The 18,079-nt window shown below is 40.2% G+C and carries 15 protein-coding genes; 4 read left to right on the top strand and 11 right to left on the bottom strand.

The window, feature by feature from the left end; translation table 11 throughout:
* Positions 1–79: 79 nt before the first annotated feature.
* A complete protein-coding gene (locus tag B9T33_RS13060; protein WP_086179344.1) occupies positions 80–1,234 on the top strand; it encodes a winged helix-turn-helix domain-containing protein in 1,155 nt (384 codons plus the stop codon).
* A gap of 64 nt (positions 1,235–1,298) precedes the next feature.
* Here the strand turns inward: B9T33_RS13060 and B9T33_RS13055 are convergent, their stop codons facing one another.
* The 6 genes from B9T33_RS13055 to ahcY form a co-directional block, all read right to left on the bottom strand.
* On the bottom strand, positions 1,299–2,534 hold the full coding sequence (locus B9T33_RS13055; protein ID WP_086179343.1) for a multifunctional CCA addition/repair protein: 1,236 nt from the start codon (positions 2,532–2,534) through the stop codon (positions 1,299–1,301).
* Positions 2,535–2,615: 81 nt separating this feature from the next.
* Complete coding sequence (locus tag B9T33_RS13050) at positions 2,616–4,895, bottom strand: NADP-dependent malic enzyme (RefSeq protein ID WP_086179342.1); 2,280 nt, start codon at positions 4,893–4,895, stop codon at positions 2,616–2,618.
* A gap of 142 nt (positions 4,896–5,037) precedes the next feature.
* Positions 5,038–7,914, bottom strand: a complete 2,877-nt coding sequence (locus B9T33_RS13045) for an EAL domain-containing protein (RefSeq protein ID WP_086179341.1) — start codon at positions 7,912–7,914, stop codon at positions 5,038–5,040.
* A gap of 187 nt (positions 7,915–8,101) precedes the next feature.
* Entirely contained in the window at positions 8,102–8,815 is a 714-nt protein-coding gene (locus B9T33_RS13040) for a 16S rRNA (uracil(1498)-N(3))-methyltransferase (protein WP_086179340.1), read from the bottom strand.
* Between the two features lie 32 nt (positions 8,816–8,847).
* On the bottom strand, positions 8,848–9,684 hold the full coding sequence (gene metF, locus B9T33_RS13035; RefSeq protein ID WP_086179339.1) for a methylenetetrahydrofolate reductase [NAD(P)H]: 837 nt from the start codon (positions 9,682–9,684) through the stop codon (positions 8,848–8,850).
* A 192-nt stretch (positions 9,685–9,876) separates the two neighbouring features.
* The gene (gene ahcY, locus B9T33_RS13030; RefSeq protein WP_086179338.1) at positions 9,877–11,259 is read right to left on the bottom strand and encodes an adenosylhomocysteinase; all 1,383 of its coding nucleotides are present in this window, start codon (positions 11,257–11,259) and stop codon (positions 9,877–9,879) included.
* 219 nt (positions 11,260–11,478) lie between these two features.
* Here ahcY and B9T33_RS13025 point away from each other — a divergent pair, with 219 nt between their 5' ends.
* The 3 genes from B9T33_RS13025 (at position 11,479) to B9T33_RS13015 (ending at position 13,727) form a co-directional block, all read left to right on the top strand.
* Positions 11,479–12,159 (top strand): hypothetical protein, encoded by a 681-nt coding sequence (locus B9T33_RS13025; RefSeq protein ID WP_086179337.1) that lies wholly within the window; start codon positions 11,479–11,481, stop codon positions 12,157–12,159.
* A 67-nt stretch (positions 12,160–12,226) separates the two neighbouring features.
* Positions 12,227–13,135 (top strand): DUF4424 family protein, encoded by a 909-nt coding sequence (locus B9T33_RS13020; protein ID WP_086179336.1) that lies wholly within the window; start codon positions 12,227–12,229, stop codon positions 13,133–13,135.
* 67 nt (positions 13,136–13,202) lie between these two features.
* Positions 13,203–13,727, top strand: a complete 525-nt coding sequence (locus tag B9T33_RS13015; protein ID WP_086179335.1) for a cysteine peptidase family C39 domain-containing protein — start codon at positions 13,203–13,205, stop codon at positions 13,725–13,727.
* Between the two features lie 66 nt (positions 13,728–13,793).
* On the opposite strand, the gene B9T33_RS13010 is transcribed toward B9T33_RS13015, so the two are convergent.
* From B9T33_RS13010 to B9T33_RS12990, 5 genes are all read right to left on the bottom strand, one after another.
* The gene (locus B9T33_RS13010) at positions 13,794–14,315 is read right to left on the bottom strand and encodes a tetratricopeptide repeat protein (RefSeq protein WP_086179334.1); all 522 of its coding nucleotides are present in this window, start codon (positions 14,313–14,315) and stop codon (positions 13,794–13,796) included.
* Positions 14,316–14,409: 94 nt separating this feature from the next.
* A complete protein-coding gene (locus tag B9T33_RS13005) occupies positions 14,410–14,748 on the bottom strand; it encodes a DUF3325 domain-containing protein (protein ID WP_086179333.1) in 339 nt (112 codons plus the stop codon).
* Positions 14,745–16,490, bottom strand: coding sequence for a PepSY-associated TM helix domain-containing protein (locus tag B9T33_RS13000; RefSeq protein WP_086179332.1), 1,746 nt, complete (start codon positions 16,488–16,490; stop codon positions 14,745–14,747). Before B9T33_RS13000 ends, B9T33_RS13005 begins: the two co-directional genes overlap by 4 nt.
* Position 16,491: 1 nt before the next feature.
* A complete protein-coding gene (locus B9T33_RS12995) occupies positions 16,492–16,839 on the bottom strand; it encodes a hypothetical protein (RefSeq protein ID WP_086179331.1) in 348 nt (115 codons plus the stop codon).
* A gap of 222 nt (positions 16,840–17,061) precedes the next feature.
* Entirely contained in the window at positions 17,062–18,051 is a 990-nt protein-coding gene (locus tag B9T33_RS12990) for a Tim44 domain-containing protein (protein ID WP_086179330.1), read from the bottom strand.
* Positions 18,052–18,079: the final 28 nt, after the last annotated feature.

The following is an 18,079-nucleotide window of genomic DNA, read 5'->3' as shown; positions in this document are numbered from 1 at the left end:
TGTTGCTGTGTTTAGGGGCAACTCTCAATACGTTAAATCGATGTAATTCAACATTATAAATAAAATATTACAGCACAATATGGATATTCAATTTAGACAATTAGCGATTAACAGTTCATTGCTTCATCCTCATCCTGTCCCGTCAAGAGGAATGATCGATAGCTTGAATGTGATTGAGCATTTAGGTTATGTGCAAATCGATACGATTTCAGTGGTTGAGCGCGCGCACCATCATACACTTTGGAATCGTGTTCAAAACTATGAAAAAGAACATTTAAATACTTTATTGGCAGATCAAAAAATATTTGAGTATTGGTTTCATGCCGCTTCGTATATCCCAATGCGTGACTATCGATATGCGCTGAGGCAGATGAATTCTGTCAGACGTGGAGAAAGTAAATATTTTAATCGAGGTGACTCACACCTTATGCAAGAGATATTGGCGCAAGCAAAATCCGAAGTTCGGGTGTGCTCTCGCGATTTTCTGAACAAAAATGAAAAGGCTGCACAAGGTTGGTGGAAATCGAGCATTGTGCGGAAGTCTATTGAACAACTTTATATGCAAGGCGATTTGATGGTCTGCAAGCGTGTAGGTGTTGAGAAATTTTATGCACTTGCAGAAAACTGCTTGCCTTTAGGACTGGATTTGACGGAGCCCAGTGTAGAAGAATATGCACGTTACTTGTTTGAAACGGTAAAAAGGTCACATGGCGTATTTACATGGAAACAATTGCTGCATTTAAAATCGGGTACAGAATTAAAAATAGCAATGCGTTCAATCCTAAATGAACAAATTGATGCAAAAATGATTGAATTAGTTCAGTTAGATTCAGGTGAATGGCTCTATGTTGATTTAGAAAAAATAGATCAATTTAATGTACATGAAAAAAGCGTCAGAATTCTTTCTCCATTTGATAATTTGGTTATTCATCGTGACCGCCTAATGGCCTTATTTAATTTTGATTATCGTTTGGAATGCTATGTGGCACCTGAAAAACGGCAATATGGTTATTTTTGTTTACCGATATTGTATGGTACTGAATTAGTGGGAAAAATCGATTGCAAGGCGCATCGTGGGAAAGGGATTTTAGAAATACTGAGCTTTCATCTGCAAGCAATTATAAAAAATAAAGCCTATTTTATTGAGCTTTTAAGTACAGAGCTGGAGCGCTTTGCGGCATTTAATCATTGTGTATTGGATCTGCAATTTCAGCAAAAATTAAACTTTAATTAATGCTCTACACTCCAAATATTGTCCTCTAGTTAAATATGCTAGAGGACAATATTGAATGTTTAGATTATACCGTCTGGACAATATAGTTCTGCTTTAACTCGGCTAAAGCATCAATACGACGTTCAATCAGCATTTCACCAATATCGGGTCCTTGAATCTCAGGTGGTAAATCTTGCGCCTTAATATTGCGTACTACTTGCATGGCATTCAAAACATACTGCGCCTGAGGATATTCACGATCTTCAAGACCTAAGCGACCACGAGAATCACATTCGCAAGCTTGTATAAAGGCTTCGACGCGTTCAGGGCGGCGTAGTACATCCATACGTTGCAATAAGCGCCATAGTGTACCGGGTTTAAGTGATAACGCTTGATGACATTTTAAATGTTCTTTACACACCGAAATCGCAAGTTGTTTGGTATTGGTGGGTACACGCATACGATCACAAACTTCAGTCACAGGTTTGACACCACGTTCTTCATGCATAATATGGCGTGGTAATTCATCGACTGGGGTTAACGCTTTGCCCAAGTCATGTACCAAGACTGCAAAGCGCACATCAAGTGAATAATTGGCACGACAGGCTTGTTGTAGAGACATCATGGTATGAATACCACAGTCAATTTCGGGGTGGTATTCTGGACGCTGTGGAATGCCATAAAGTGCATCAATTTCGGGAAATAAAACTTTTAAAGCACCGCAAGCACGTAGGACTTCAAAATACTCATCGGCATGATCTTCCATTAAGGCACGAGAGGTTTCTTTCCAAACACGTTCAGGTGTCAATGCTTCAAGTTCACCCGACTCAGCAAGTTCTTGCATGAGCGCTAAGGTTTCATCTGCAACTTTAAAACCAAGTGTTTTATAACGTGCAGCAAAACGTGCAATACGCAGTACACGGAGTGGATCTTCCACAAATGCATGAGACACATGACGAAGGACACGCTGTTCGAGATCACGTTGACCGCCATAGGGGTCATAGACATTACCTGCATCATCCATCGCTATCGCATTGATGGTTAAATCTCGACGAATTAAATCTTGTTCGAGCGTGACACTTATATCGGTATGAAATTCAAAGCCGTGGTAGCCGTGTCCAGACTTACGTTCTGTACGAGCAAGGGCATATTCGTCTTTGGTTTCAGGATGAAGGAAAACAGGGAAATCTTTACCCACAGGCTGGTAACCTAGAGCAAGTAATTGTTCCGGCGTTGCACCGACAACGACATAATCTTTTTCGTGATAGGGGTGTCCGAGCAAGTGATCTCGAACTGCACCGCCTACTAAATAAACTTGCATGAAAAAACCTCTATTCTTATAGCAATCATGCTACAGAACAGAGGTTTTCTCAAGTCACAAAGTGTGTTCAGGGAAACTAAATTAGAGCGCTAATTTTTCATTTTCCTGAATTTCAGCAACTGTTAATGCAGTCATATTCACCAAACGACGTGTTGTTGCAGTCGGGGTTAAGATATGAACTGGTTTTGCTGCACCAAGTAAGATTGGACCAATTGTCACATTACTACCAGATGTAGATTTCAATAAGTTGAATGAAATGTTTGCTGCATCAAGGTTTGGCATGATCAGTAAGTTTGCAGAACCTTTGAAACGAGAGTTCGGGTAAGCAAACTGACGGATATTTTCGTCAAGTGCAGCATCACCATGCATCTCACCTTCAACTTCAAGTTCTGGTGCAATCTTTGACAAAATGTCGTAAACCTTACGCATTTTTTGCGCGCTTGGGTCAGTTTGATCTGAACCAAAGCTAGAGTGAGAAAGTAGTGCAACACGCGGCGTAATACCGAAACGGCGCACTTCTTCAGCAGCTAAAATGGTCATCTCTGCTAACTGTTCAGCTGTTGGGTTACGGTTGATATAGGTATCGGCAATAAATAAGTTACGGTCTTCAAGCATTAATGCATTTAAAGTAAAGTAATTATTACGGCCTTCTTTCAAACCAATCACGTTGCTGACAAAGTCTAAGTGAATATCGTAGCTTGAGTACGTACCACACAGCATACCATCCGCTAAACCATGACGAACCAACATTGCGGCAATCAGTGTAGAACGACGACGTGCTTCACGTTGTGCGTACTCAGGTGTAACGCCTTTGCGCTGCATGATGCTGTAGTAATCATCTGCAAACTTATCGTAATCAGGATTTTTCTCTTGATCGACGATTGTGATGTTCACACCATTTTCAAGACGAAGACCTAATTTTTTGATGTTTGCTTCAATTACAGCTGGGCGACCAACTAAGATTGGTTTTGCTAAACCTTCATCGACTGCAATTTGCACTGCACGTAGAACACGTAAGTCTTCACCTTCCGCATAAGCAATACGTTTTGGATCTGTTTTTGCTTGAGCAAAAATTGGTTTCATCATAAACGCTGAGTTATAGACGAATTCAGATAAACGTTGACGGTAAGCAGAGAAATCTTGGATTGGACGTGTAGCTACGCCAGAATCCATCGCGGCTTGTGCAATTGCTGGTGCAATTTCAAGAATTAAACGCTGATCGAGTGGACGTGGAATGAGGTAGTCACGACCAAATGAAGCAGATTTTTCACCATAAGATGCTGCATCAGCTTCAACATGTGCCATACGTGCAATCGCATGTACACAAGCGATTTTCATCTCTTCATTAATTGTGGTTGCACCAACATCAAGCGCACCACGGAAAATGTAAGGGAAGCAAAGGGCATTGTTTACTTGGTTCGGATAGTCCGAACGACCTGTTGCCATAATCACATCAGGACGTGCTTCATGTGCATGTTCAGGCAAAATTTCTGGGTCTGGGTTTGCAAGGGCAAAGATAATTGGATCTTTTGCCATCACTTTAACCATTTCTTTGGTTAAAATTCCTGCCGCTGAAAGACCAAGGAACATGTCTGCGCCTTCCATGACATCAGCAAGCTGTGAGCCTTGGATGTCTTGAACATACGCTTTTTTAGATTCGTCCAAGCCTTGACGTTGAGTTGTCAATAGACCGCGTGAATCCGCTACGATGATGTTTTCTTTTTTTGCACCTAATGCGCAAAGTAGATTCAAACATGAAAGGGCAGCAGCACCTGCACCTGAAGCGACAATTTTAATTTCATCAATTTTTTTGCCGTTCAATTGCAAAGCATTTAGAAGTGCTGAACCAACGATGATTGAAGTACCGTGTTGGTCATCATGGAACACAGGGATATTCATGCGTTCACGAAGTTTTTGCTCGATGTAGAAACACTCTGGGGCCTTGATGTCTTCAAGGTTGATACCACCAAAAGTAGGTTCTAAAGCTGCAACGATATCTACGATTTTGTCTGGATCGTTTTCAGCAATTTCAATGTCAAAGACATCGACACCAGCGAATTTTTTGAACAGTACACCTTTACCTTCCATTACAGGTTTAGACGCTAATGGGCCAATGTTACCTAAGCCAAGTACGGCTGTACCGTTACTGACTACTGCAACAAGATTACCGCGCGCTGTGTAAAGGGCAGCAGTAGATGGGTCGCGTTCAATTTCTAAACAAGGTGCGGCAACGCCAGGTGAATAGGCAAGTGCTAAATCGTGTTGGTTGACCAATTGTTTGCTTGGTGTAACGCTAATTTTCCCCGGTGTTGGAAATTCGTGATAATACAAAGCTTGCTGTTTTAAAGATTGATCGTCCATCTGTATCTCGATTATGTTTTGTTTATCCAAAATAAAGGCAGTTCAGTCTGCTTTATCAGCATGAATATAACATTAGTTAGACACTTAGCCCATACGCTAAAGTGCCATATTTCCAACTATCTTATAACTCAAGCCAATGAACTTAGATTAAATAGGTATAAGATGAAGATGAAATATTATTTTCGAGAAATACAGTCGCTTGTTCTTGTGGCAAAGGTTTTGAAAATAAGTAGCCTTGTGCGATGTCACATTCTAAATCTTGCAGATATTGCATTTGCTGTTCAGTTTCAATCCCTTCAGCCACAACTGTCATGCCCATAGCTTTGCCCATAGCAATCATGGCACGGACAATGGCTTGTTGTTTATTTTCACCAATTTTAGAGACGAAACTACGGTCAATTTTTAAGATATCAATTGGGAAGTCAGCAAGATATGACAGCGATGAATAACCAGTACCGAAATCATCTAATGAAATATTGATTTTACGTTTCTTAATTTCACTCAGAAGTTCACGGACTGAATCTAAATTTTCAACCAATGAAGATTCGGTAATCTCAAGTTCAAGACTTGCGCCATCAATTTGATTGGCATCAATGGCTTCATCAAGGTCATTGAGTAACTGACCACGACGCAGTTGTTGCGCGACGATGTTCACCGATACGCAGATATTGTTGTAGCCCAAGTTATTCCATAAACGAATTTGCTTCGCTGTCTGGTGTAATACAAAACGACCAATATCGGAAATTAAACTAGTTTGTTCTGCAAGTGGAATGAAGAGACCCGGCGGAATTAGACCTTTTTCAGGATGATTCCAACGTACAAGTGCCTCAAAACCATAAATATTTTTATTGTGGAAATTAATTTTCGGTTGGTAATACACGACCAATTCATTATTTTGAATGGCTTTACGCAAGTCACGTTCTAAGAAAATACCCTGTTCTAGTAGAGCTGTATTTTCATTGGAATAATAGCGAGTAGCGTTACCACCGAGATTTTTTGCTTCACTTAAAGCTTGCTCAGCGCAGTTATTCAAATAATCGAGTTGGCGACCATGCTCTGGGTAGAAGGCAACGCCCATCGATAGGGTAATCACATGGTCTTGACCAAAGATGTTGAATGGTAAACTGAAGGCTTTACTAATTCGTTCACAATGCTCTTGTACTGAAGGTCGAATATGTGAAATTTCATACACAATCGCAAAATCATCGCCATTTAAATGTGCAACGAATAAGGCTTCGGCATTGGTTAAACGTAAACGCTGTGCAACCTGACGTAATAATTCATCTCCGCCATTGTTGCTGAGATATTCATTTAAAGGGCGGAATCTATCGATATTTAAACGAATTACGGCAAGTGCTTTAATAGAATCCTGTTGTGAAACTAAGTACTGATGAAGTTGATAGTTGTAATAAAAACGATTTGGTAGATCCGTTAAGGTATCGTAGTTTTCTAAATAAGACAGACGCTGTTCTTGGAGTTTTCGTTCAGTTAAATCCGAAACAATACCGATATAATGGGTGACACGATTTTGGTCATCGGTGATGGCATTAATATGCATCCACAATGTTAATTCTTTGCCAGAGAGGAATTTTTCATGTAATTCACCGTCATATTCACCAATTTTCAATACTTGTTTGATGATTGAGTAATGGGTACTGCGTTGAATAGACTTGTAATTCGCTGTGATATCAAATAAATGTTTACCAATAATTTGTTCGTGACTAAAACCTGTTAATTGCTCATAAAAAGGATTGACGTCGATATAGCACAGTTCTTCATTTAAAATGAAAATACCTTCAGCCGCTTGCTGTAAAACACTTGCTGCCAGTTTTAGGCGTTCTTGAGAAGTCCGCTCTTGATGAATATCACGACGAATACCCACCATTCGTAATGGTTTTTTTGATATAGGATCACGTTGGATCACACGTCCAATATCATGCACCCAACCCCATTTCCCTTGATTGTTTTGAATGCGATAAGTTGCTTCATAGCGATCAGTAAATCCACGTAAATGGCGGGTAATTGTCGATTTAAAATGAGCAATATCATCGGGATGAATGACATGCTGTAATTTTTCCTGATGCTCTTTGGAATGACGAATAGTTTTTTCTTGTTTGTAGTTGGTGAAAATGATTTTGCGTTCTTTAACGTTCCAGTCCCAAGGACGTAGACCGGCAATCTCATGTGCAAGAACAAGATTTTCTTGCTGATCTTCTAAATCTTTGTTCATCTTTTCGATGTCAAAGGTGCGTTCTTTTACTTTTTGCTCGAGGAGTTGGTTGCCCAGTTGCAGTTGTAATTCAATATCACGTGATTTATTGACTTCATTTTGTAGCTGCTGACACAGCTCATCGGTCCATTTAACTTGTTGTTTGGCACTATCAACCAATAAATTATTTTTTGCATACAGTGTGGAAATGCGACGGTGTATGCGATAAGAGGTCATTGCACACATTAAAATTACGATCAGTCCAAAATTAATCGACAGACTAAACAAGTGGTTGGAACTATCTAAAAAGAAGAACTGCGCAACAAGGTAGGGCACAATTGATGGCAAGAAAGCCAGACAAAAATAATTGAGCTTTTGCGTTAAATAGGTCAATCCAAAGGTTTGAGACACAATTAATAAAAGTGCCGAAAGTGTTAGCGCTTGAATAGGTGCAAAACTTTCATTTGTCGACGGTAAATAATAGAAAATTAAAAAGATACCACTAGCAATAAGGGTGCCTACAGAAAAACATTGGAACTGTAACCAGCGATGTGCAATGTCTAAGGAGTATTGTTCTGGTTTAAAATAAACTGTACTGATGAGCCAGCAAAGACTGACAAAAACTTCAGTAAAAATAAACCAAATATTGAAATATAAACTCGTAGTTTTATAGAAAATTTGATAAATCGAGAAGATGTATAAACAAATAATCAGGATACTGACTAAAAAATAACGGCTATGGCGAAGCGTGTTCGCAATTTGAGCAGTATGATTGTACTGCTTAATATATTCATCTTGTTCATACTTCATGAATATAAATACCTTAATTAAAGTCAATCAAAAACAGCATGCTAGTAGTGTTGTTTTTGAGGATAATTGTTTGTTTTAGTAACACTTCATTCTTTTTTATTAACTTAGATTAATTGTGTTACAAAAAAAAAGCAATGTAAAGGATTCCAAAATGTCTAATTTCAGATGAACTATAGAGTAATTTATTTTAAATAAACTTGTAATTTAAAATTGACAATGCAACGACTGGTGCTGTTTCAGTACGCAGTACACGTTCACCAATACACCAATTTACAAAGCCATGATCATTGGCAGTGGTAATTTCTGCTTCGCTTAAACCACCTTCTGGACCAATCAGTAAACATAGTTCATTATTGACATTTTCTAATACATCGACTTCGTCTTTATTGGGTGCTAAAACCAGTTTTGTCGGAGGAAGTGGACTCTCGTACCATTTTTCCAGTGAAAGTGGAGGTAATATTTTGGGGATAATATTAAGTCCACACTGTTCACAAGCTGCAATGGCAATGCTTTGCCAATGATCGAGTTTCTTTTGATCACGATCATATTTAAGACGCATCTCACAGCGGTCAGAAGTGAGCAATTGAATTTCAGCGACACCGAGTTCAACGGCTTTTTGTATTGCATAATCCATACGATCACCCTTACTCATCACTTGACCGAGTAAGGCTTTAAATTTTGGCGTGCGATTTGCAGGATTAAAAGACAGTACATTTACAGCGGCGGATTTTTTTGCAACTTCAACCAGTTCCACAGCATATTCACCGCCTTGTCCATTGAACAAAGTGGCGGTTTCACCAACTTGAGCGCGTAAAACTTTTACCCAGTGATGAAACACTGTCTCCGTCAATTCAACAGTTGTGGCAACGGTTAAATCAGCTTCAATAAAAAAACGTGGCATTAAAGTTTTACTCTCAAATTGGTGTAAATGGCTTATGCAAGACCGAGGTCTAGTACAAGTTGACGTGTAGGGTCTGTGGTGTTCATGGTATAGAAATGCAGACTTGGCGCGCCGCCAGCAATCAGGCGTTCGCAAAGTTTTACAATCACTTCATGACCAAATGCTTTGATCGATGCAGTGTCATCACCATATGTTGCCAATTGCTTACGAATCCAACGTGGGATTTCTGCACCTGTACCATCAGCGAAGCGAATTAGATTGCTTGCATTGGTAATTGGCATGATGCCTGGAGCTACTGGAATGTTCACGCCTTCTTTTTGAATGCGTTCTACAAAGTAGAAGTATGCATCTGGATTAAAGAAGAACTGGGTGAGTGCAGCATTCGCGCCTGCATTGGCTTTGTCGCAGAAACGTTTGATGTCTAGATCAAAGCTGTCCGCTTGCGGATGCATTTCTGGGTAAGCAGCAACCTCAATTTTGAAATGGTCACCAGTATGTTCGCGAATGAAACGTACAAGGTCAGTTGCATAAGGCAATTCGCCTAAACCCACTTGACCAGAAGGTAAGTCACCACGAAGCGCCACAATACGATCAATGCCTTGTGATTTATATAAATCGAGCAATTCTGCAATACGTTCTTTGCTGTCGCCAATACAAGACAAGTGAGGGGCAACAGGCGTGCCTTTACCATTGAAATCGTTCAATGTAGACAAAGTGCGTTCACGGGTAGAACCGCCTGCGCCATATGTTACAGAGAAAAATTCAGGATTTAATAATTGAAGTTCTTGGTGTACAACTTTAAGTTTTTCCGCACCAGCATCAGTTTTGGTCGGGAAGAACTCAAAAGAAATAGGAATCTGTTTTGACATGTTCAAATCCTTTTTTATAAATACTGTTTGTTTACCCTCTCCCTGACCTCTCCCAAAGGGAGAGGAGTATTCATTACTGAATTATGCAGGGTTAGACACCCAGCTTCGTTAAATTGATATGATTTTAATCTTGAATGTAATTTAACGAAGCTGTCACCCTCTCCCTATGGGAGAGGGATGGGGTAAGGGCAATTAATATTTATAAGCCTCAGCTTTGAACGGACCTTCAACTTGAACACCAAGGTAATCTGCTTGTTGTTGAGTTAAAGTTGTCAAAACACCACCAAAACCAGCAACCATCGCAGCAGCTACTTCTTCGTCTAATTTCTTAGGAATAAGTTCTACGCGAATTGCTGCTTGTTTTTGATCTTCAGGAAGATCAGCAAATTTTTCAGCGAACAAGTGCATTTGACCCAATACTTGGTTGGCAAAAGAACCATCCATAATACGTGAAGGGTGACCTGTTGCATTACCAAGGTTAACCAAACGACCTTCTGAAAGAAGGATTAAGTAATCGTTTTCATTTTCTGTACGATACACTTGGTGAACTTGTGGCTTAACTTCAACCCACTTGTAACCACGTAAGTAGTTAGTGTCGATTTCAGTGTCGAAATGACCGATGTTACAAACCACAGCACCAGCTTTTAATGAATCAAGCATTGCTGCGTCGCATACGTGGTAGTTACCAGTTGTTGTTACGATCAAGTCTGTGTTTTGAAGAAGGTCAAGGTTGATGTCTTCTTTCTTACCAGTTTGTACGCCGTTTTTGTACGGAGCTACAACTTCGTAACCGTCCATGCATGCTTGCATTGCGCAGATTGGGTCAACTTCAGTTACACGTACAATCATGCCTTCTTGACGAAGTGATTGAGCAGAACCTTTACCTACGTCTCCATAACCGATTACAAGCGCACGACGACCAGATAAAAGCATATCTGTACCACGTTTGATTGCATCGTTTAGTGAGTGACGGCAACCGTATTTGTTGTCGTTTTTAGACTTAGTTACAGAGTCGTTTACGTTAATCGCTGGAACTTTTAAAGTGCCATCGCGGTGCATTTCGTAAAGACGTTGAACACCAGTTGTTGTTTCTTCAGTAATACCGTGAATTTTAGCAATCACTTCTGGGTATTTTTCGTGAACAAGTGCTGTTAAGTCACCGCCATCGTCCAGAATCATGTTGGCATCCCAAGGCGTGCCGTTTACATTGATTTGCTGTTCAAGACACCACATGTATTCTTCTTCTGTTTCGCCTTTCCAAGCAAATACAGGAACACCCGCAGCAGCAATTGCAGCAGCAGCGTGATCTTGAGTAGAGAAGATGTTGCAAGAAGTCCAACGAACTTCAGCGCCCAATTCAACTAGAGTTTCAATTAAAACTGCAGTTTGAATGGTCATGTGGATACAGCCAAGGATTTTCGCGCCAGCAAGCGGTTTAGCTGCTGCATAGCGTTTACGAAGGCCAATAAGTGCTGGCATTTCTGCTTCAGCAAGTTTGATTTCTTTACGGCCGTAGTCTGCTAGGGAAATATCGGCAACTTTATAATCTGTAAATGAAGCATTAACCGCGTTCATCACGATCTCCTTAATAAAAACAATTGATCATTATGTTCGCGGATGCCGTTGTTGATTCAATAGAGTATTGAACCGAATCGTCGAGCCTAGCGATTTCACATTTATGTGCCTGTGAAAAAGTCGCAGCATCCCTCGACTAGCGGGCTATTGTACTTGGAAATGGATTTTGTTCCAATGATAAATTGATTAGATTCGAAGCAATAAAATTAGGTTTGTGCTATGTGGTTTTGGAAAAAAAGGAAAAAAGAAATATTTAGTTATAATGAGATAGCTGAAAGGCAACTAAAGTTACCAAAAGAAATAGGGGAATTGCCTCATACGGAGTTAGAAAGCTTAATTATTAGCGGAAAAGATGTTCCAGAAACAATAAAAATCAAATTGTATGACTTTCTTGTGGAATATAATATTTTAGATTCTACAGTTGATAAAATGTTTAAAACAAGTTTAGGAATTGAAAGAGATGTATCTTCAAATAGTAAAGGGATAAATACAACATTAAATGAATTATTCAAAAATAAAGATAAGAAATTAGAAAGGTTTTTAATCACTCTTAATATTTTTGATGAAGAGGAACTTCCAAAAAAACTTGTAACAATATCAGATGCAATAAAATTGAGAGATCGTATAGCTCACGCAATTCCAATTTGGCATCAGAAAGGTAATTCTGTGTTGTTTTATTCTTATGATGGAGTGTTTTGGAATAAACTCTATAATCAGATAAGACAAGAAAAATCAGAATTTTACAAAGATGAATATTTCAAAAAAGAATTAAATAACAAGGTATTGCCTGAAAATGGTTTTTCATATGTTCTTTATCATGTCTATCAAATTAATTTTCTAACTGAGAAAATTAGGAGTATTCGTTTAAGTTTAATAGATGATTTTAAATGCGATAAATAATATTTAGGTATTCGAATTTATGAGAATTTTTGATGCGGTTTTAGGGTTCGGGTTTGGGGTGGTTTCTATGGCACTAATAGCCAACGATTCAACAGGCTATGTCGCAACGGGAGGGGTGCAGTACCTCAAAAATAAAGACATTCAAATGTTTAGCGAAGACCTATTTATAAGTAAAAAAATGATAAAGGTCGATTATCAGTTTAAAAATCTGAGCAATAAAGATGTGACCGAAACCGTCTTGTTTCCGCTACCAATAGTTGAAAATTTCTTTGAATCTGATTTTGCCGATACTGAAAAATTGCTCAAAAGTTTTAAAGTACAGGTGAATGGAAAATCGATTCAGCCTGCAATGCATGTGCGTACTTTTATTTATAAAGATGAAAATAAAGCACTAGTGGATATGACCGAGAGCTTTAAGCAATGCGGATTTACGGAAAAAGACATGCTGAATCCGTGGAGCCGCCAAGATTATGAATATGAAACTTTCGAGGTGAAGCTCAGAAACTGTAAAAATGCAGCGTTGCAAAAGGTATTGCCCAAAGATCCGAATGAAGTCATTTCATGGTCGTCTCAAGTGATTTACAGCTGGAAGCAAACCTTTAAAGCCAATGCGTTTACTCGCGTACAGCATCAATATGCACCGCTGGTAGGCGGCTCTGTGGCTTTGTATCCAAGTGACGACAATCAAACGTACTGTATGGATCAGAACTTTAAGGCAGGTCTAAGAAAGGCCAAATCACAGCATGCACCATTTCAAGCCTTGGGTTATATCTTAAAAACAGGTGCTAATTGGGCGAAACCCATTCAAGATTTTAAGCTGACCCTCGAGCGGGATGCTAACGAGTTGGTGTCTTTTTGCTGGGCAGGCAAAGTGAAAAAAATGAGCGCAACGCAATTTCAAATGATTGAAAAGAATTTTGTACCGAAACAAGATTTGGACATTATTTTTGTCTATGTACCAAGCCGTGAACAATGAATTATCACAGGAAAATATGAGCCAATTTGTTTATCATCTCTACATGTAAAAAATTTGAGTTTCCACTATGTCAGTCCAAATCCCAGATGAATTAGCCGATCTTGAAGCCAATGGCGGGATTTATGCAGTTTGGATGCTGTTACAGCATTTAGGTATAGATGCCGAGATTCAACAACTGATAGAAGTCTGTGGCTACGAAGCAGGGCATGGCACAACCACCATTGGTCTAGCGCTTGGACTGAAAAAGTTTGGTTTTCAAGTGGAGTTTTCTACCGCACCAGACCCTGATTTGCAGGATAGTGAAAAGCGTCAGTATGCAGAAGCGGAACAATTAAAACTTCCAATAGTACCTGCCATTAGCTATGCCGAAATTCAGCAAGCTTTTGAGCAAAATCAATTTGTGATTGTGTATTACGACACTCTAGAAGGTGTAGGTAATCATTCCTTAGTGTATGACATTGACGAAACCGAGATTAGTTTCTTTGACAGTTTCGATGCTATGCCAGCTAAGGTTTTTGAACAGCAGCGTCGAGCTGAAGGCATTTGCAGTCAAGTAATAACAGTCGATGCGAATCAGTATTTTGCAAATTAGCACAGTTAACTAAACACCGCTCTAAAAGCAAAAGCCCATCATTGGATGGGCTTTTTTATTTAAGTTTTAAGCTTCTGGTTGTTCAGCCACATTGGCTTTTTCATTCCAGTAATCTGCTTTTTCTTCGTCAGCATCTATACCTAAACCATTGGCATAAATAAAAGCCAAATCACGCATGGCTTGGACTTCACCGAGTTTGGCAGACTGTTCAACCAGCTCAATAGATTTAGCAACGTCTTTTTCCACTACATCACCACGGCGGTAAAAATTGGCCAATTCTAAAATTGCAGCAGGGTGATCATGCTTAGCAGCTTGTTCTAACCAACGGTGCGCATGTTCGAAATAAGTCTTAGATTCTTCAGGATCTTCTTCCAGTAAGTCTTTGGCATAGACCGCATAGCCTTCGCCCAACCAATACATGGCTTCGATATGACCCAGCTGTGCAGCTTTCAATGCCCATTCTTCAGCAAGTTCGACATGCTCATCATTTTCACTTTGCATGTAAATTTCAGCCAATTCAAATTGAGCATCTTTATTGCCGGCCATCGCACGGTTATACAAAGCGGGAGAAATAGGAAGGTCAGACATGAGAAATCCAAAAAAGCAGAATGCGCATAGCCTAATCGGTTGGCATTAAAAAAGCCAATCCGAAGATCAGCTTTTAAAAACATTTTCGTTCTAATCAGTATTTCAGCATTAAGGACGACAAGACAAAGATGACCACTAATGTACCGATCATCTTCCAAAAATACGTGGCGAAATAACTGATACATAAACCGACACACAATGCCGCAATGGTCAAAGCACCAAACCAATAACTGATGTCATTGCTTGGTGTGCCTAAGGATAGACAGAGCATTAGGGCAAGAATCAGCAAGCACCAGCCGACCAATGTCGCAAGGCGAGTTTTTCCGACACTGAGTTCATGTTGAAAAAACTGTTTCTGATGCTTAGACATTGAACAGGCTAATGCAAAAAAGCCTAAACTGCTCAGTGACCAAATTAGGAGAAAAAAGATCATGCTTCAGCCTCCTGTTCAGAAGATTTAGACACTTTGGCTTTTTTAGTTGGCAAACCTTGATACTTTTTCACTTTATAAAATGAGTAGGCAAATAAAAGTGCCAGTAACCACATGGCTAAATCAAAAGAGGCAATCAGCCATTGCCCATTCACAATAGTATTCCATAGTGGCTGCCCACCAGTCATAAAATTAAGGATCGGCAATAAGGCAAAAATGACACTTGCGAAAGCCAAAAGTTCTAGCCAAGCCTGACGATGGCTACGCAACATCGCATAAACTAGCGTCAGTAGCCAAACAATAAAGAAACTACGAATTTCCCATTCCAAACGGTTTTCCAACTGCACAGGAATAAAACGGTTGGCATAGAAAAATGCTGCACAGGCAATCGGTAAACCAATAATGGCTGCGATATTTGTCACTTCAACTGTACGATAACCAAAGGATTTAAAACCTTGCTTTTGCTGCTGAGGTGCACGTTTAACACACCATAAAATCAAGCCTGTCGCGACCATCATTGTCCCAACGATACCTGAAATAAACAATAACCAGCGTAGTGCAAGATCCACACCGCGTGCTTCATGTAGGGTTGTCACTACATTGTAAATGCCCATCGGCACAGAAGGGTTCTTTAACTTGGCACTTTCGTCAGTTAAGTCTTTGCCTGTTACGCCATCAAACTGTTTGCTGGCATAGACATTACGATAGGCGACGCTTTCGCCATGTAAGGCGCGCAGTTCGATTTTTGCCTGATCTGTGTTTGGCGCAATAATGCTAATGGTACTAATTGGGTTACTTTTCCACTCCTTTTGTACTGCAGTCACAATAGGCGCTAAATCTGTTAATGGAGCAGCAACGATATGTTGTTCTTCACGTTTAGATCTACGATCTCCTCTGCCTTCACCACGACCATCAGCACGATTTTCGCCTTGATTTTCTGTAGGTTTAGCACGGCCTTGCTGTGGGCGTTCACCACGTTCTTCACGTCCTTCAGACTTATTGTCCTGAACGAGAGCACGATTTTGTTCTTGTAAGAATTGTCCACGATTTTCATAAATGCGCTCTACACCCCACGGCATAATGGTGAAAAGCAGAAGCAACAAACCACTAAACGTGATCATGATGTGGAAGGGTAGTGCGAATACCGCTGTGGCATTATGCGCATCTAACCATGAACGCTGACCTTTGCCTGAGCGGAAAGTAAAGAAATCTTTAAAAATCTTTTTATGGGTGATCACACCGCTAATTATTGCCACGAGCATTAATAATGTTGCGATACCCACAAACCAACGTGTCCAAACGCGCGGTAAGCCATACAGTTCAAAGTGAAAGCGATAAAGAAAATTGCCGCCACGAGTTTCACGCGGCTTTAGGACTTCGCCTGTCACACTGTCAATGTAAATTTGCTGACCGCCACGACGTGCACGTGGGTCTTCGCCTTGCTTACGTACAGTAATGAGCGTTGCATTTTGTCGTGAGTTGGGTAGCAAGATATTCCACGCAGCAGCATCAGGATGTTGCTGTTGTAAATAATTTAAGGCGACTTGAGTTTGCTGTACTTGACTGTTGTAAGGTACAGATTGATGTAGTTCTGGCGTCATCCAGACGGTAATTTCATTTTTGAAAAAGCTCAGCGTACCTGTAAGGAATATGGCATACAGCAACCAACCTAAAACTAAACTGGCCCAAGTATGCAGCCAAGACATGGATTGGCGTGGGCCTTCAACTTTTGCATCTACGCGCATGTTATTGCCCTATCATTTTTAAGATCAGATAAAGGCATAGCGCAGGAATTAAAATCCCTAGTGTCGCTTTTCGAGTTTTATTCACCATAAAGACCCAAATAAATGCACAGCTCCACAGGGTAAATGCCACAAGGGTTGCACTCATGGCTGCGCTGCCACGGTCTTCACGAAACAGCTCTGCAATGACCATCGCAGACAACATGGCAAGGATATAACCACCGACCAATGCAAGGGAGAAGCGGTAAAAAATCATGCCACGATAAAGGAATAATGCGGTTTGGGATTTAATTATTTTGGATGATTTTGGCGTGATCGTGGTGAGTATCGCCTCAGGTGGAGAATTGTTCATAAGAAATAAGTGCGTGCAATTGAGTTAAATATAATCTAAATGATAACAATTATTATTTATAATTTAAATGCTCAACGATCAAATCTTTTGATCTTTCAGAAATATAGAATGGCTTTTGAGATAAATTTGCTGAAAAGAAGTGAGGAATGGGGGCTTGTTTTGAATAAAAAAATAGCGACCGAAGTCGCTATTTTAGAATGCAAAAATATTTAAATTTTTACATTATTGCTCTTGTTGGATACCTGCAACCAACCAGTCTTGTTGTGAACCGGCAGGTTTTACAAAATGCCATACTTCAGCAAACGGCTGTGGAAGGCTGTTTAGATCTTCACTTACTGTACCTGTAAAGCGTACGCTTACAACGTATTGACCATTTTCATTTGCAGAATCAACTACCATTGCATTTAAGTTCGAGAACTCAGCAACGTCTTCATCTTTATTCGTCATGATGTCGTTATACATTGACTGGTAAAGATCTGGTGTTAAGTAACGCTGAATTTCAGAGATGTTACTCGCTGTATTCATTGATTGAATGTGGTTAAAACGCTGACGTGCAACACGTAAGAATGTTGCAGGCTCAGTACCATCTGGCAATTGACTACCACTATTGGTATACGCAGCTCCAGCTGCTGCTGCGCCAAATGGAGCATTTGATGCAGCAGAGTTACCGCCTACTGAGTTACCAAAAATATTGGTGCTGTCATTACCCGCACGTGGAGCAGCAGTTTGCTGACCAAACGGTGCATTGTTAGCACCGCTATTTGGTGCGTATGGGTTGTTAGCGGCTAGTTTTTTTTTTGCGCCCATCTTACGGAAAATAAAGAAGGCTACAGCTGCTGCAAGTAAAATCCAGATCCAACCTGGAATACCGCCTTTTTCTTCCTGTTGCTGTGCTTGAGCTTCAGATGCTGCTTGACCATTGTTGTCATCAGCCATCGCATTTGCAGCAACTGCACCAATTGCAGCACCGGCAACACCAGCAGCAACCATACCGCCAACATTAGAACCAGACTTTTGAGGTGCTGTTGCAGGTGCAACAGGTTGTTGAGCTGGAGCAGATTGACGAGGTTGTTGATAAGACTGAGTTGGAGCTGCTTGACGGCTCATACCATGGCTTTTACCGCCACCAGCACGTTTCGCTTCTGCAAACGGAGTTACCAAAAGGGCTGCTGTTAAAAGAGCAGTCATCAAACCACGCTGTCGAACTTCCATTAAATTTTCCTATATCTATAAAAAGTAA

Source organism: Acinetobacter sp. ANC 5054 (assembly GCF_002135295.1).
Classification (GTDB): domain Bacteria; phylum Pseudomonadota; class Gammaproteobacteria; order Pseudomonadales; family Moraxellaceae; genus Acinetobacter.
Note: the sequence above shows the minus strand (reverse complement) of the source record. Positions and strands in the feature narration are given on the sequence as shown.

What these genes read in the sequence shown, in the direction of transcription:
- B9T33_RS13025 (WP_086179337.1), top strand. Translation starts at nt 11,479, where the DNA reads ATGTGGTTTTGGAAAAAAAGGAAAAAAGAAATATTTAGTTATAATGAG.
- metF (WP_086179339.1), bottom strand. Translation starts at nt 9,684, where the DNA reads ATGTCAAAACAGATTCCTATTTCTTTTGAGTTCTTCCCGACCAAAACT.
- B9T33_RS13020 (WP_086179336.1), top strand. Translation starts at nt 12,227, where the DNA reads ATGGCACTAATAGCCAACGATTCAACAGGCTATGTCGCAACGGGAGGG.
- B9T33_RS12995 (WP_086179331.1), bottom strand. Translation starts at nt 16,839, where the DNA reads ATGAACAATTCTCCACCTGAGGCGATACTCACCACGATCACGCCAAAA.
- B9T33_RS13005 (WP_086179333.1), bottom strand. Translation starts at nt 14,748, where the DNA reads ATGATCTTTTTTCTCCTAATTTGGTCACTGAGCAGTTTAGGCTTTTTT.
- B9T33_RS13045 (WP_086179341.1), bottom strand. Translation starts at nt 7,914, where the DNA reads ATGAAGTATGAACAAGATGAATATATTAAGCAGTACAATCATACTGCT.
- B9T33_RS13040 (WP_086179340.1), bottom strand. Translation starts at nt 8,815, where the DNA reads ATGCCACGTTTTTTTATTGAAGCTGATTTAACCGTTGCCACAACTGTT.
- B9T33_RS13010 (WP_086179334.1), bottom strand. Translation starts at nt 14,315, where the DNA reads ATGTCTGACCTTCCTATTTCTCCCGCTTTGTATAACCGTGCGATGGCC.
- B9T33_RS12990 (WP_086179330.1), bottom strand. Translation starts at nt 18,051, where the DNA reads ATGGAAGTTCGACAGCGTGGTTTGATGACTGCTCTTTTAACAGCAGCC.
- ahcY (WP_086179338.1), bottom strand. Translation starts at nt 11,259, where the DNA reads ATGAACGCGGTTAATGCTTCATTTACAGATTATAAAGTTGCCGATATT.
- B9T33_RS13015 (WP_086179335.1), top strand. Translation starts at nt 13,203, where the DNA reads ATGTCAGTCCAAATCCCAGATGAATTAGCCGATCTTGAAGCCAATGGC.
- B9T33_RS13050 (WP_086179342.1), bottom strand. Translation starts at nt 4,895, where the DNA reads ATGGACGATCAATCTTTAAAACAGCAAGCTTTGTATTATCACGAATTT.
- B9T33_RS13000 (WP_086179332.1), bottom strand. Translation starts at nt 16,490, where the DNA reads ATGCGCGTAGATGCAAAAGTTGAAGGCCCACGCCAATCCATGTCTTGG.
- B9T33_RS13060 (WP_086179344.1), top strand. Translation starts at nt 80, where the DNA reads ATGGATATTCAATTTAGACAATTAGCGATTAACAGTTCATTGCTTCAT.
- B9T33_RS13055 (WP_086179343.1), bottom strand. Translation starts at nt 2,534, where the DNA reads ATGCAAGTTTATTTAGTAGGCGGTGCAGTTCGAGATCACTTGCTCGGA.